The following is a 13138-nucleotide window of genomic DNA, read 5'->3' as shown; positions in this document are numbered from 1 at the left end:
CTCCACGGTACGGCCGGCCGCGTGCCGGAAGCAGGGGTTGCTGGTACCCGTCAGCAGGGAACGGCCCGGACCCGGACGGGTGGTCGCCACCACCGCCTCAGGCGAGCTGGCGCGCCCGTTCCGCGATGCCCTCGGTCGCCGCCCACGAGGCGAGCACCCGCAGGGCGTCGGCCGTGGGGCTGCCCGGGGTCGCCGGGTAGATGGTGAGCGCGAGCCCCGGGTCCTCGGCGAGTTCGAGCGTCTGGAAGTGGAGTTCGAGCGGCCCCACGACGCTGTGCCGGAACGACTTCACGCCGGCGTAGTGGCGTCGGACGTCGTGCGCTGCCCAGAGGCCGCGGAAGTCGTCGCTCCGCATCGACAGCTCGCCGATCAGCGCGGCGAGGTCCTTGTCGTTCGGGGTCCGGCCCGCTTCGCGGCGCAGGATCGCGACGTTCGTGTGCGCGGCCCGCTGCCAGTCCTGGTAGAAGTTCCGCGCCTGCGGGTCCAGGAAGATGAAGCGCGAGAAGTTCATCGGCCGCGCCGGTGCCGCGACCAGGTCCGAGTGCATCGCGAAGCCGAGCGCGTTCGCGGCGACGATGTCCTGCCGGTTGTTGATGATCATCGCCGGGGCGTCCGTGACCACGTCGAGCAGGTACTGCAGCTCGGGTCGGACGGCAGCGACGGGCACGACACGACCGGCGCGACGCGGGGTCTCGTTCTGGTGCTGCGACAGGTCGCGCAGGTGCTCCTGCTCGGCGGGGTCGAGCTGCAGGGCCCGGCCGATGGCGTCGAGCACGCTGTCCGAGACCCCCTGCAGGTTGCCGCGCTCGAGCCGTGTGTAGTAGTCGATGCTGACGCCGGCCAGGCGTGCGACCTCTTCGCGACGCAGCCCGGTGACGCGACGCCGCGTGCCGAAGGTCTCGACGCCGGCCTGCTCGGGGGTGATGCGGGCGCGACGGCTGGAGAGGAAGTCGCGCGCTTCGTCGCGGTGGTTCATGCCGTCACGCTACTTCGCCCCGTCCGGCGCGAGCGAGGGGCTGCGGGAACCCCTCTCACGTGCGCGTGAACGGGACGGAGACGATCCGGTCGTCCCCGCTCGACGGCGTCCCGCGGCCGTCGGTGTTGTTCGTGACGAACCACAGGGTGTCCGACGGGCCCTCGAGCACCGTGCGGATGCGCCCGAAGTCACCCGCGAAGTACTCGGTCGCGGTGCCGGGGTCGTCGGCCGGGACCGCCCGGAGCACCTCGCCCCGCAGGTTCGCGACGAACACCGTGTCCTCGACGACGGCGAGGCCGCTCGGGGACGCCTCGTCGGTGGACCACTGCTGCACGGGGTCGACGAAGCCCTGGTCCTCGCCACCAGTGCCCTCGACCTCGGGCCAGCCGTAGTTCGACCCGGGCTCGATCACGTTGAGCTCGTCGTGGGTGTTCTCACCGAACTCCGACGCGAACATCGTGCCGTCCGACGACCACCCCATGCCCTGCACGTTGCGGTGCCCGAGGCTCCACACCGGCGACCCGTCGATCGGGTTGTCGGCGGGGACGTCGCCGTCCGGGGTGAGCCGCAGGATCTTGCCCGCGAGCGAGTCCTCGTCCTGCGCGTCGGTGCTCGCGCCGGCGTCCCCGACGCTGGCGTAGAGCATGTCGTCGGGCCCGAACGCGATCCGGCCGCCGTCGTGGAACGTGTTCTTCGGCAGGCCGTCGATGATCGTCGTCGCGTCCCCGAGCCCCCACGACCCGGTGTCACCGGTCAGCTCGTACCGCTGGATCCGGTTGCCGTCGTCGGCCGTGGAGTACACGAACAGGTCGTCGTCGTGCAGCGCGAGCCCGAGCAGTCCGCCCTCGCCGCCGTGGCTGACACCGTCGACGGTGCCGACCTGGCGGGTGGTGCCGTCGGACCGCAGCTCGAGCACCCGGGCCGAGTCGCGCTCGCTGACCAGCGCGTCGCCGTCGTCACCCGTCAGGACCACCGACCAGGGGGCCTCCAGGCCGGTGACCACGTCGGTGGTGTCACCGTCCAGCGCCACCTGACCGGCCGACAGGTCGGCGGGCGCGGTCGCACGCGCCGACGGCGAACCGCCGCGGTCGGACCCGTCCTGCTCCGCTCCGTCTCCGCTCGTGCAGGCGGTGAGGGCCAGTGCGGCGACGGCGGCGAGGCCGGCCACCGACCAGAGGCGGCGGCTGCGGGGCGTTCCGGCGGGTGTGTCCACGATGATCCTCCCGGGGTCGTGGGTCGATCACACACGCTGCGTTCGGGAAACCCCTGAGGGGGTCTGTCGGCACCTCCCGACGGTGCGCACGGCGGCCTACCGTCGTCGGCATGCAGATCGAACCGAAGCAGCCGACCGTCAAGAACCCGCCCGAGCAGTTCACCGGCGACGTGTACCTCGACGCCATCGCCTCGCCGAAGGAGCCCGGTCAGACGATGACCGTCGCCAAGGTCCGGTTCCTGCCCGGCGCCCGCACCGCGTGGCACTCGCACGCCAAGGGCCAGACCCTGCACGTCACCGAGGGCGTCGCGCGGATGGGCACCCGGGACGGCCGCGTCATCGAGGTGCAGGCTGGACAGACCGTCTACACGCCCGCCGGCGAGGAACACTGGCACGGCGCGACCCCCACCGACTACATGGAACACCTCGCGATGCTCGAGGCCGCCGACGACCCGGCGACGACCACCACCTGGCTCGAGCACGTGAGCGACGAGGAGTACACCGCATGACCACCATCGCCATCGTCGGGGCCGGCAAGGGCATCGGCCTCGCCGTCGCCGAGCGCTTCGCCCGTGAGGGCTTCGCCGTCGCCCTGATCTCCCGCAACCAGGACCGGCTGGACGGCCTCGCCGCGGAACTGCGTGAGCGCGGCCACACCGCCGCCGGGTTCGCCGCCGACGTCCGTGACGGGGACTCCCTGCGCACCGCACTCGAGCGCGCCACCGAGCAGCTCGGCCCCATCGAGGTGCTGCAGTACAGCCCGCTCCCCGCCAAGGAGTACATGCGCCCGGTGCTCGAGACCACGGCGGACGACCTGGTCGGCCCGATCGAGTTCTCGGTCTACGGCTCGGTCAACGCCGTCCGCCAGGTGCTGCCCGGCATGCGCGCGATCGGCCACGGCACGATCCTGTTCGTCAACGGCGGCAGCGCGGTCCGACCGGGCGCCCGCGTCACCGGCACCTCCGTCGCCTTCGCGGCCGAGAGCGCCTACGCGCAGCTGCTGCACGACGCCGTCCGCGACGAGGACGTCCACGTCGGCCAGCTCATCATCCCGTTCGGCATCGACGACGGGCAGCCCGAGCACTCCGGGGAGTCCATCGCCGACCGCCTGTGGGCGATCCACACGGAGCGCGGCGACTTCCGCACCTACGCGGAGGCGCTCCCCGAGCTCGCGTGAGCGCGGCGCTCGCCGCTTCGTGAGCAGGAATGGTCGGGTCCGGCACAGCGACCCGACCATGCCTGCTCACCATGTGACGGACGGGAGGCCCGTGGCGACGCCGCCACGGGCCTTCCGTCGCGTCAGTGCGCCCGTCGCACCGCCACCCGCCGCCGACCCCGCGAGGTCAGCCACGCCCCGGCCGTCACCACGAGGGGCAGGCCGACCGCGAGCAGGGCCAGTACCGGCCAGTCCGGCACGAACGGCATGTGGTTCACCCCGACCGGACTCTCGGTGAACCGCAGGGTCAGGGCGCGGATCGGCAGGAGTCCGAGGAGCGTCCCGATCACCGAGCCGACCGTGGCCAGGATCGCCGCCTGCCACGTCGACACCCCTCGGCGCAGGCGTGGTGCGGCACCGATGGCGTCGAGTACCTCGTCGTCCCGCCGGCCGTCGGACCGTGCGAGTCCGATCGCGACCGCCGTCGCACCGATCGTCACGGCCGCGGCCAGGGCGAGCACGATCGCCCGGATGATCGCCTCGTTGTCGGTGGGGCCGGCTTCGTACATGAACGACGGGCCGCTCCACCGTGCACGGTCGTCGCCGCCGAAGCTCTGCCACGCCGAGCTCAGTTCGTCCGCCTGTGCCGGGTCGAGGTCGTGGGGCAGCGTCGTGACGAGCATGCCGTCGACCACCGGGACGCCGTACCGCTCGGCGGTCGCCTTCGACATGAAGACGCCGACCTGGATCCGCGGGGTCTGCACGTCGAGCACGGCGGGGATCGAGACGCTGGCCGCCGGTCGGCTCCGCTCGGTGATGGGCTCGCTCTCCCACGTCCGGTCGTGGAAGGTGTCGACGCGGACCGCGCCGTCGTGGGCGTACTCCGGCCAGAGCGACACGGCCCGACCGCCCTCGAGCGCGCTCCGGACGGCGGCGGACGGCCGGTGCCCGGTGAGCACGGCGTAGTCGTCGACGGTCCCCGTCCAGATGTGCGGACTCGACGCGCTCGCCGTGTCCAGGTAGTACGAGCAGCTCGTCGTGTCGTTCGCCGGGCAGTCGTACGCGCTCCAGCGGTGCGGGATCGTGACGGTCGAGGGGGTGTCGCCCGGCTGCTCCTGCGTGACACCGAGCACCCGGATGCGGTCCTGGTCGAAGACCCCGGACACCACCTTCGCGGCGTGGGCCGTCAGCTCCGCGTCGTGGCGACCGGTACTGCCGCCGTCCTTCGTCTCGGTCTGCACCTCGGCCGTCGCGACCCCGACCGCCGTGGAGTACTCGTAGCCGCGGACGTACTGGGCCTGGGTCGACGCACTCCACGTGATCACGACCGACGCCACGAACACGACGCTCATCACGCTCGCCAGCACCGGCACCGTGCGGACCGGGTTGCGGCGGGCGTCGCGGGCGGCGAGCCGTGCGGACAGCCCCGCGCGGGAAGTGAGCCGGGTGACCAGGGCGAGCAGCCACGGCGAGCAGATGGCGATGCCGAGCTGCATCAGGCACGGCCCGATCGCGACCCCGGCACCGACGACGTAGGCCCACCGGTCGTGCTGCACCGGGCGGTCGTTGAGCATGAGCACCCCGACACCGCACGCCAGCGTCATCACGGCGCCGAGGACCACGAGCAGCGGTCCCCAGATGTGCCGACGACGGCGGGCCGGACGGCTGACGGGCACCGGACGGAGCGAGCCCCGCAGCGCCGCGAGCACGTTGATCCGGGTGGCGGACCGTGCGGCGACGAGCGCGGAGACGAGTCCGGCGAGCACCCCGGCGGCGGCGATCGACAGCAGCAGGAGCGGCGGCACGTGCAACCCGGGGAACGACACCACGTTGCCGTTGTCGACCAGCCGGAACGCGAGCACGCCGATCCCGGTGCCGGCGGCGACCCCGAGGACCGCGCCGACGAGCCCGAGCACCAGGCCCGACCCGGCGACGATCGTGCGGACGAACCGCTTGTCGCCGCCGACGCTCGTGACGATGGCGTACGAGCGGGTGTCCGCCCGGGTGCCGACCAGGAAAGCGGCCCCGGCGAGCAGGGCGACCTCGAACATCGCGAAGACGCCGAGCAACCCCATCGCCCCGAGGTACCAGCCGAGTGTCGAGCTCAGCTGCCCACCGGAGAGCCGGGCGTCGGGCGGGTCGAGCACGACCGGACGCGACTGCACGATGATGCCGTGCGCGTTGAGCTGCCGGATCTCCGACCACGTCGGGGCGTCCGACGGCAGGTACACGGTGACGTCGTCGAGCCCGACGTCGTCGGTGGTGTCGGTCGTCGAGAGCGTCGTGCCCCAGGGCAGGAACACCCCCTGCGTCCCCGGGTCCGTCCCCAGGTCGGTCATGGTCCCGGTGATCGTGAAGCGCTTGGTGACCGGGTCGGTCAGGTCCACCGTGTCGCCGATCTTCGCCCCGAGGCGTTCGAGCGTCGCCGGCGTGACCATGAGCTCGCTGCGCGTGGTCGGCCTGGAGCCGTCGAGCACGTGCCAGTGGCCCTCGAGCGACGGGTCCCAGACACTGCCCTCCACAGCGGTCAGTCCGACGGGGCCGTGCGCACCCTGCACCACGACGGGCGTGCCGCCGACCGGGATCGCCAGCGCGCCGTCGGGCACGTGCGCAAGGACGTTCGCGAACGGTGAGTCCTCGTCCGACTTGGTGACGGGGCTGTTCCGCTTCGAGTCGGTGAACTGCCACTGCACCGGGTCCTGCACCATGCCGGGCAGGTCCGGGCCGGACACCCGCATCTGCGCCGATGCCTGGCCGAGGTCGTGGTCGAGCTGCTCGGTCACCGTGGGCTGCGTCGACTGCACCACGACGGCGACGGCGGCGAACCCGGCGGTGGGGATCCCGATGAGCGCGATGATCAGTGCCGCGCGGCCCGCTTTCGCGAACGCCAGCCGACGCCCCAGACGGAGCGCCGGTCGGAGGGCGAACGGCGTCCGGCCGGTCCCGGCACGCCGACCCCGGTTCACGAGGCGGTCCGGTCCGTCAGCGCCGCCTCGACGCCCGAGTACACGGTCTCGTCGACCACCCGACCGTCGCGCAGGAACACGATCCGGTCCGCCCAGGCCGCGTGCCGGGCGTCGTGGGTCACCAGGAGGGCGCCGGCTCCGGCGTCGACGTGCCGACGGAGCATGCGGAGCACGACCTCGCCGGTCTGCGAGTCGAGGGCTCCGGTCGGCTCGTCGGCGAGCACGAGTCGACGCTCCCCGACCACGCCGCGGGCGATCGCGACGCGCTGCTGCTGGCCGCCGGACAGGTCGTCCGGGTAGGCGTCGGCGCGGTGCGACAGCTCGACGTTGTCCAGCGCGAGTTCCGCGGCGCGGCGGGCCTGCGAGGCCTTCCACCCGTCGAGCTCGAGCGGCAGTGCCACGTTCTCGACCGCGGTCAGCGAGGGGATCAGGTTGAAGTCCTGGAACACGAACCCGATGAGTCGGCGGCGCAGCGCTGCGAGCTCCTTGGCGGGACGGTCGGACACGAAGGCGCCGTCGATCAGCACCTCACCGCTCGTCGGCGGCAGCAGGGTGCCGGCGCAGGCGAGCAGCGTCGACTTGCCCGACCCCGAGGTGCCCATCACGGCCACCATCTCGCCGCGCTCGACCCGCAGGTCGATGCCGGCCAGGGCCGTGACGGCCTTCGCGCCGGAGCCGTAGTGCACGCTCACGGCGTCGAGCTGCAGGAGCGGTGCGGCGGTCACCGTGCGCTCCGCGCAGCGGAAGCGGAAGCGGAACCGGCAGCACCGGCAGCCCCGGTGGCGTCGGGCGTCGCGGGGTGCTCGTCCGGCCGGTACCGCGCGACACTCGACTCCACGTGGTCGAGCCAGCGCACCTCGGCCTCGGCCTGGAACACCATCGACTCGAGCACGAGCGACCACGCCAGGTCCGTCGACGGGTCGGTCGTCCGCTTCAGCCGCGTCAGGTCCTGCAGGTTCCGGATCGCGGCACCGCGCTGCACCTGCACCAGCCGGGCGACGTCGACCCCGGGCACGGTCACGGCGAGGGCGAACTTGATCGCCAGCTCGTCGCGGCCGCGCTTGGCCGGCACGGGCTCGCTGAACCAGCGCGCCACCTCGGCGCGACCCGCGTCCGTCGCCGTGTAGACGACGTGTCCGTCGTCGTCGGCGTCACCGCGGGCCACGAGGCCGTCGCGTTCCAGGCGGTCCAGGGTCGTGTAGACCTGGCCGATGTTCAGCGGCCAGCTCCCGCCGGTGCGGTGCTCGAACTCCCCCCGGAGTTGGTACCCGTAGCCGGGTCCCCCCACCAGCAGCGCGAGTACGCCCATCCGAACGCTCATGACACTTCCCCCGTCTCGGGCCACCGTGGCCATACTGAGTATGCACATACCCGGTATGCCTGCGCAAGCACGGATCTGGACAGGGCGGGAAACGGACGGGAGGCACGGTGCCAGCTGGCACCGCGCCTCCCGTCCGACCGGTCGTCGCGTTCGCGACCCGCCGTCGCATCCCGGGGTCAGTGACCCAGCTTCGCCAGCTCCTCGAACTCGTCGTCGGTCAGCTCGACGGTGGCACCCGCGAGGTTGTCCTCCAGGTGCGCGACGCTCGACGTGCCGGGGATCGGCAGCATCACCGGGGAGCGCTTGAGCAGCCAGGCGAGCGCGAGCTGCGCCGGGGTCGCACCCTTGCGCTCGGCGATCTCGGTGAGCGGCGAGTCCTCGCCGGTCAGGCCACCCGTGGCCAGGGGGAACCACGGGATGAAGCCGATGCCCTGCTCCTCGGACCAGTCGAGCAGCTCCTCGGCGTCACGCTTCTGCAGGTTGTAGAGGTTCTGCACGGAGACGATCGTGGCGATCTCCTGCGCGGCCTTGACCTCGTCGACGGAGACCTCGGACAGGCCGATGTGGCGGATCTTGCCCTCGTCCTGCAGCTTCTTCAGCTCGCCGACCTGGTCCTCGAGCGGGACCTTCGGGTCGATGCGGTGCAGCTGGAACAGGTCGATGCGTTCGAGGCCCAGGCGGCGGAGGCTCATCTCCGCCTCTTGCCGGAGGTACTCCGGGCGGCCGACGGGCGGCCAGACGTTCGGGCCGGTGCGGGTGAGGCCGGCCTTCGTGGCGATGACGACGTCGTCGCCGTAGGGGTGCAGGGCCTCCTTGAGGAGCTCCTCGGCGACGTAGGGGCCGTACGAGTCGGCGGTGTCGAAGAAGTTCACGCCGAGCTCGACGGCACGCTTGAGGACGCGGATCGCCTCGTCGTGGTCCTTCGGCGGTCCCCAGACGCCGGGGCCGGTGAGCTGCATGGTGCCGTAGCCGAGCCGGTTGACCTCGAGGTCGCCGCCGATGCGGAAGGTGCCGGAGGACGCGGCCGGACGGTTCGTGGTGTCAGTGCCTGTGGTCATGACCCCGGTCTACGCCCGGTGCGTTGCCGGTCCCTGAGTCGGTGTCCCCCGACCGCTCCCCGGGTTCGCAGGGTCTAGGGACGGGTGGGCCGCGGGTACGGGGTCTCGCCGCGTTCGAGTCCGCCGACGAGCTTGGTGAGCCGGTTCGTCCGCACCGTGGCGTTCGGGGCCGTCGTGATCCGGTGCAGGACGGCGTACCGGTTCGTGGCGTCGAGCTCGGCGAACAGTGCGGCGGCTGCGGGGGCGGCGTCGAGCGCGGCCTGCAGGTCCTCGGGCACCGTGGCCGTGGCGGATCCGGCGTAGGCGCGGTCCCACCGCCCGTCACCCTTGGCGCGCTCGATCTCGGCGTGCCCGCGCTCCCGCATCCGCCCCTCGGCGATGAGTGCCGCGACCAGGCCGAGGTTCCGCTGCGACCACAGCGAGGCCTTCCGGCGCGGGGTGAACCGCTGACGGTAGGTGGTGTCGTCGCGCCCGCGCCGCTGCCCGTCGATCCACCCGGAGCAGAGCGCCTCGTCGAGGGCGGTGTCGTAGGTCAGCGTCGTCGGTTCCGTGACGCCCTTCTTGACGAGGACGAGCCACACCCCGTCGGGTTCGTGCTCGTGGTCGTCGAGCCAGGCGCGCCACGCCGCGACGTCCGGCAGCACCAGGTCGACGATGTCCATGCGGTCATCGTAGGACCGGCCGGCCGCGGGCCGTGGGCCGTGGGTCGGTCGAGTTTCGCGCTGAGCGACAGTTCACGGGGTGCGGGACGCGTGAAGTGTCGCTGGGGCCGAAACCCGGACCGCGCGCACCGTGCCCGGGCCGACGTCAGACCCAGTGCGGCTGCGCGAGCACGCCCGCGGGGTCGGCCTGCTCGGCGATGCGGTGCAGACGTGCGGTGTTGTCCCCGAAGTACGCGGACGGGTCGGTGATCGATGCATCGCAGTAGTTCGCGTACGCCGCGTCGCCCCAGGCCGGTCGCATCGCCTTCCGGAACCCCCGCACGTACGCATCGAACGGCGCGGGATCCGCCCCGTCCGCGAACACCGCCGTGTACTGCACGGTCATCAGCGCCGACCGCCAGGGGAAGGCCGAGTCCCCTGCACCGACGTCCGCCACGGCGCCGCCGAGCGCATCGAGCGCCACCCCACCCTCGAGGTTGCCCGTCACGTCACCCGCCGCGGCCGCCTGGGCGACGAGCACGTCGATCTGCCGGTCGGTGAGCTTCGCCGATCCGATCGACGACGTCGCCGCCTCGGACACCCGCTGCGGCTTCCCCGCCAACGCGGACATCGCGGCGCCGTAGGTGAGCACCCGCCCGGTGTGGGCGAGCGGCTTCGCGCCGGTGGCAGCGATGAAACCGTCGACGGAGGTGTTGGCGCCGGTCTTCGATCCGGTCCACACGCCGGTCACGGTGACCGTCGGGGCGGAGTGACGACTGCCGTTCAGCAGCTTGAGCGTCGACCACAGCTCCCGGTCGGCGGTCGGCGCCCAGTCCTGCCAGGCACGCACCACGGCAGCGGCGGCCGACCACGCGAACGTGATCGTGAAGAGCAGGACGGGAGGCGCGGCGTGCGTCCGGAACGTCAGTGCGGTCACGACGCCGACGGTTCCACCGCCCCCACCGCGGCAGGCCCAGAACAGGTCGGGTTCGCGGGACGTCGACACCCGGTGCACGACCCCGTCCGGGGTGACGAGGGTTGCCCCGGTGAGCTGGTCGCAGGTCAGCCCGAAGGACCGGACGAGGACGCCGACTCCACCACCCAGGGTCAGTCCGCCGATGCCGACCGTCGGGCACGAGCCGGCGCCGATCGCCCGTCCGGCCTTCGCGAGCTCGGCGTACACGTCGCCGAGCCGGGCACCCGGGCCGATCGTGACGGTCCCGTCGTCGTGCAGGTCGATGCCGTCCAGGTCCTGCGTGCTGATGACCAGCGATCGCGGCACACCGGTGCCGGGCGCTCCGCCGGCCGACCACCCCGTGTACGAGTGCCCGCCGGCCCGGAGCGCCACCGGCGTCGAGGTGGTCCGGGCGAAGGCGAGGCCGGCCTGCACGTCCGCTGTGTCCGCCGCCCGGAGGATCCCCCGCGGGTCGGCGTCGTCGAAGCGCGGGTTCTCGAGCACACGGGCGTCGTCCCACCCCGCCGCGCCGGACCGCAGCACGGTGCCGGACACCGCGGCGGCCAGGGCATCCCACGAGTCCGGGCCGCGGTCCGGGGAGTCGCTCGGTGCAGGGTCCGGGGTCTGCGAGCGCGTCGGGGCGGCGCTCGGTGACCGGCTGGGCTCGGGCCCCGGCCTGCTGCAGGCGGCGAGGATGCCGGCGACACCGAGACCGACCCCGCCGGCGATGAGCGTACGGCGCGAGGTGGCGGTCGTCCGGTGGGAGCCTGCTGGTTCGGTCACCGGACCTGTCTACGCCGCACCGCTGCTGATCCGGGTCGCACTCGCCCAGTCGTGCACCCAGTCGGGCACGGTCAGGTCGCGGTCCGCGCCACCCGCGGCCTCGAGCAGGTCCGCGGTCGGCACCGTCCCGCCGGAACGCCGCAGGAACCGGGCCTGCACCACGGCGCGGGCCATCACGGCACCCTGTCGCACGAACGTCTGCTCCAGGTACACCGCACGGTCGTCGACCCCGAGCACGTGGGTGCGGAGCTCGAACCGCTGCCCGAGCGTCAGCGACCGCTTGTACGTGATCGTCTGCGCCGAGACGACGGGGTACCAGCCGTGCTCGGACAGCGCGGCCCAGTACCCGGAGCGGAGCATCAGGTCGAGCCGACCGAGGTCGAGCATCGACAGGTACTTGCCGTTGTTGACGTGCCGCAGGGGGTCGAGGTCGGTCGGGACCACCCGGAACGGCGTCCGCACCTCGTCCCAGAGCGACGCCCGGCGGCGCCCGCCGACCCGAGCGCGCAGACGGGTGCGCAGCTGCAGCAGGAGCAGTCGGAAGTACAGGTTCACGGGACGATCACACCAGTGCGCGGAGCAATCGTGCGAGCACCTTGGAGGAACCTCACGAAGCGCGCGGCCGTCCGCCGACACACCACCAGCCGCTCCCGACAATCGGCGGGCGGTGGGGTCGGGCGGTTCAGCCGGGGAAGCCGCCGCCGGCGCCCGTGATGCCAGGGTGCGCGGACTTGGCGAGCCCCTCGGTCCTGGAGTGCGCAGCTTCGGCTTCGGCCGCGGCGCGTGCGCTGTCACGCGGATCCGACAGGTCTTCGATCGCTTCGAGCGCCTGCCGCCGACGGCGGTTCTGCACCTCGAGCACGACGAGCAGGGTGCCGAGCACGACGACCACGGCGATGACGATCCAGATGACGACCATGACACTCCCCCGAGCCCGGGGCGTCTGCCCCGTCCCTCGCAGCGTAGTGGTGCGGAGGCGGGTACAGCCAGTGCCTCCCGCCGTCAGGGGGACCGGGAGTAGACCTGCAGCATGCAGACACGCAAGCTCGCAGACCTCGAGGTCGGCCCGATCGGCCTCGGAACCATGGGCATGAGCGCCTTCTACACGGGCGCCGGCACCGACGACGACGAGTCGATCCGCACCATCCACCGCGCGATCGACCTCGGCGTCACCCTGTTCGACACCGCCGAGGCGTACGGCCCCTACACGAACGAGGAACTCCTGCGCCGTGCGCTCGAGGGCCGTCGCGACGACGTCGTCATCGCGACCAAGTTCGGCCTGTACCACCACGAGGCCGGTGAGGAGACGCCGACGCAGCAGCGCGGGATCTCCAGCAAGCCCGAGTCCGTGCGCGAGGCCCTCGAGGGCTCGCTCCGTCGCCTGGGCACGGACCACATCGACCTCTACTACCAGCACCGCGTCGACCCGGCCGTCCCGATCGAGGACGTCATCGGGCAGCTCGCCGGCTTCGTGCAGGAGGGCAAGATCCGGCACATCGGACTGTCCGAGGCCGGTGCCGAGACCATCCGCAAGGCCCACGCCGTCCACCCGATCACCGCGCTGCAGAGCGAGTACTCGCTGTGGACGCGCGACCCCGAGGGCGACGTGCTCGACACCCTGCGCGAGCTCGGCATCGGCCTGGTGCCGTACTCGCCGCTCGGCCGCGGGTTCCTGACGGGTGCCATCACGAAGCCGTCCGACCTGGACTCCGACGACTTCCGCCTGGCGAACCCGCGCTTCCAGCAGGAGGCGTTCGAGCAGAACATGCGCATCGTCGACGCGGTCAAGGAGATCGCCACCGAGGCCGGCGCCACCCCGGCGCAGGTGTCGCTCGCCTGGCTGCTCGCCCAGGGCGACGACATCGTCCCGATCCCCGGCACGAAGCGGGTCTCCCGCCTCGAGGAGAACGTCGGCGCAGCCGACCTGACCCTCACGGCGGACCAGCTGTCGCGCCTGTCGGCGCTGCCGGTCCCGACCGGTGACCGCTACCCCGACATGTCGACCATCGGCCGGTAGACGCGACCGGATGACGGCCTGGAGGCCCGTGGCGGATCCGCCACGGGCCTCC

The 13138-nt window shown here is 72.5% G+C and carries 13 protein-coding genes; 3 read left to right on the top strand and 10 right to left on the bottom strand.

Annotated features, from left to right (window positions below; translation table 11 throughout):
• Positions 1-97 precede the first annotated feature (97 nt).
• Both BIU89_RS16705 and BIU89_RS16700 read right to left on the bottom strand, forming a co-directional pair.
• Positions 98-976, bottom strand: a complete 879-nt coding sequence (locus tag BIU89_RS16705; protein WP_027466864.1) for a helix-turn-helix transcriptional regulator — start codon at positions 974-976, stop codon at positions 98-100.
• 55 nt (positions 977-1031) lie between these two features.
• A complete protein-coding gene (locus BIU89_RS16700; protein ID WP_071248549.1) occupies positions 1032-2189 on the bottom strand; it encodes a PQQ-dependent sugar dehydrogenase in 1158 nt (385 codons plus the stop codon).
• A gap of 110 nt (positions 2190-2299) precedes the next feature.
• Here BIU89_RS16700 and BIU89_RS16695 point away from each other — a divergent pair, with 110 nt between their 5' ends.
• On the top strand, positions 2300-2698 hold the full coding sequence (locus BIU89_RS16695) for a (R)-mandelonitrile lyase (RefSeq protein WP_071248546.1): 399 nt from the start codon (positions 2300-2302) through the stop codon (positions 2696-2698).
• A complete protein-coding gene (locus BIU89_RS16690) occupies positions 2695-3366 on the top strand; it encodes an SDR family NAD(P)-dependent oxidoreductase (RefSeq protein ID WP_071248543.1) in 672 nt (223 codons plus the stop codon). The genes BIU89_RS16695 and BIU89_RS16690 overlap by 4 nt, the downstream gene beginning before the upstream one ends.
• 122 nt (positions 3367-3488) lie before the next feature.
• On the opposite strand, the gene BIU89_RS16685 is transcribed toward BIU89_RS16690, so the two are convergent.
• The 8 genes from BIU89_RS16685 to BIU89_RS16650 form a co-directional block, all read right to left on the bottom strand.
• The gene (locus BIU89_RS16685; protein WP_071248540.1) at positions 3489-6311 is read right to left on the bottom strand and encodes an ABC transporter permease; all 2823 of its coding nucleotides are present in this window, start codon (positions 6309-6311) and stop codon (positions 3489-3491) included.
• A complete protein-coding gene (locus tag BIU89_RS16680) occupies positions 6308-7036 on the bottom strand; it encodes an ABC transporter ATP-binding protein (RefSeq protein ID WP_027466859.1) in 729 nt (242 codons plus the stop codon). Before BIU89_RS16680 ends, BIU89_RS16685 begins: the two co-directional genes overlap by 4 nt.
• Positions 7033-7632: a PadR family transcriptional regulator gene (locus tag BIU89_RS16675; RefSeq protein ID WP_071248538.1), complete on the bottom strand. Its 600-nt coding sequence runs from the start codon at positions 7630-7632 to the stop codon at positions 7033-7035. Before BIU89_RS16675 ends, BIU89_RS16680 begins: the two co-directional genes overlap by 4 nt.
• 176 nt (positions 7633-7808) lie before the next feature.
• Complete coding sequence (locus BIU89_RS16670) at positions 7809-8690, bottom strand: aldo/keto reductase (protein WP_027466858.1); 882 nt, start codon at positions 8688-8690, stop codon at positions 7809-7811.
• Between the two features lie 74 nt (positions 8691-8764).
• Positions 8765-9352 carry a YdeI/OmpD-associated family protein gene (locus tag BIU89_RS16665; RefSeq protein WP_071248535.1) on the bottom strand — a complete coding sequence of 196 codons (588 nt, stop codon included), beginning with the start codon at positions 9350-9352 and terminating at the stop codon, positions 8765-8767.
• A 145-nt stretch (positions 9353-9497) separates the two neighbouring features.
• Positions 9498-11069 (bottom strand): FAD-binding oxidoreductase, encoded by a 1572-nt coding sequence (locus BIU89_RS16660; protein WP_071248532.1) that lies wholly within the window; start codon positions 11067-11069, stop codon positions 9498-9500.
• A gap of 9 nt (positions 11070-11078) precedes the next feature.
• A complete protein-coding gene (locus tag BIU89_RS16655) occupies positions 11079-11624 on the bottom strand; it encodes an acyl-CoA thioesterase (RefSeq protein WP_071248531.1) in 546 nt (181 codons plus the stop codon).
• Between the two features lie 127 nt (positions 11625-11751).
• Positions 11752-11988, bottom strand: coding sequence for a hypothetical protein (locus tag BIU89_RS16650; RefSeq protein WP_027466854.1), 237 nt, complete (start codon positions 11986-11988; stop codon positions 11752-11754).
• Between the two features lie 111 nt (positions 11989-12099).
• Between BIU89_RS16650 and BIU89_RS16645 the strand changes: the two genes are divergently transcribed.
• Positions 12100-13086 carry an aldo/keto reductase gene (locus BIU89_RS16645; protein WP_071248528.1) on the top strand — a complete coding sequence of 329 codons (987 nt, stop codon included), beginning with the start codon at positions 12100-12102 and terminating at the stop codon, positions 13084-13086.
• Positions 13087-13138 lie beyond the last annotated feature (52 nt).

This window comes from Curtobacterium sp. MCBA15_005 (assembly GCF_001864855.1).
Lineage (GTDB): Bacteria > Actinomycetota > Actinomycetes > Actinomycetales > Microbacteriaceae > Curtobacterium > Curtobacterium flaccumfaciens.
Note: the sequence above shows the minus strand (reverse complement) of the source record. Positions and strands in the feature narration are given on the sequence as shown.

Bases quoted from the DNA above. Each gene is read 5' to 3' on its own strand.
- BIU89_RS16705 (WP_027466864.1), bottom strand. From the start codon at position 976: ATGAACCACCGCGACGAAGCGCGCGACTTCCTCTCCAGCCGTCGCGCC.
- BIU89_RS16695 (WP_071248546.1), top strand. From the start codon at position 2,300: ATGCAGATCGAACCGAAGCAGCCGACCGTCAAGAACCCGCCCGAGCAG.
- BIU89_RS16690 (WP_071248543.1), top strand. From the start codon at position 2,695: ATGACCACCATCGCCATCGTCGGGGCCGGCAAGGGCATCGGCCTCGCC.
- BIU89_RS16675 (WP_071248538.1), bottom strand. From the start codon at position 7,632: ATGAGCGTTCGGATGGGCGTACTCGCGCTGCTGGTGGGGGGACCCGGC.
- BIU89_RS16670 (WP_027466858.1), bottom strand. From the start codon at position 8,690: ATGACCACAGGCACTGACACCACGAACCGTCCGGCCGCGTCCTCCGGC.
- BIU89_RS16665 (WP_071248535.1), bottom strand. From the start codon at position 9,352: ATGGACATCGTCGACCTGGTGCTGCCGGACGTCGCGGCGTGGCGCGCC.
- BIU89_RS16650 (WP_027466854.1), bottom strand. From the start codon at position 11,988: ATGGTCGTCATCTGGATCGTCATCGCCGTGGTCGTCGTGCTCGGCACC.
- BIU89_RS16645 (WP_071248528.1), top strand. From the start codon at position 12,100: ATGCAGACACGCAAGCTCGCAGACCTCGAGGTCGGCCCGATCGGCCTC.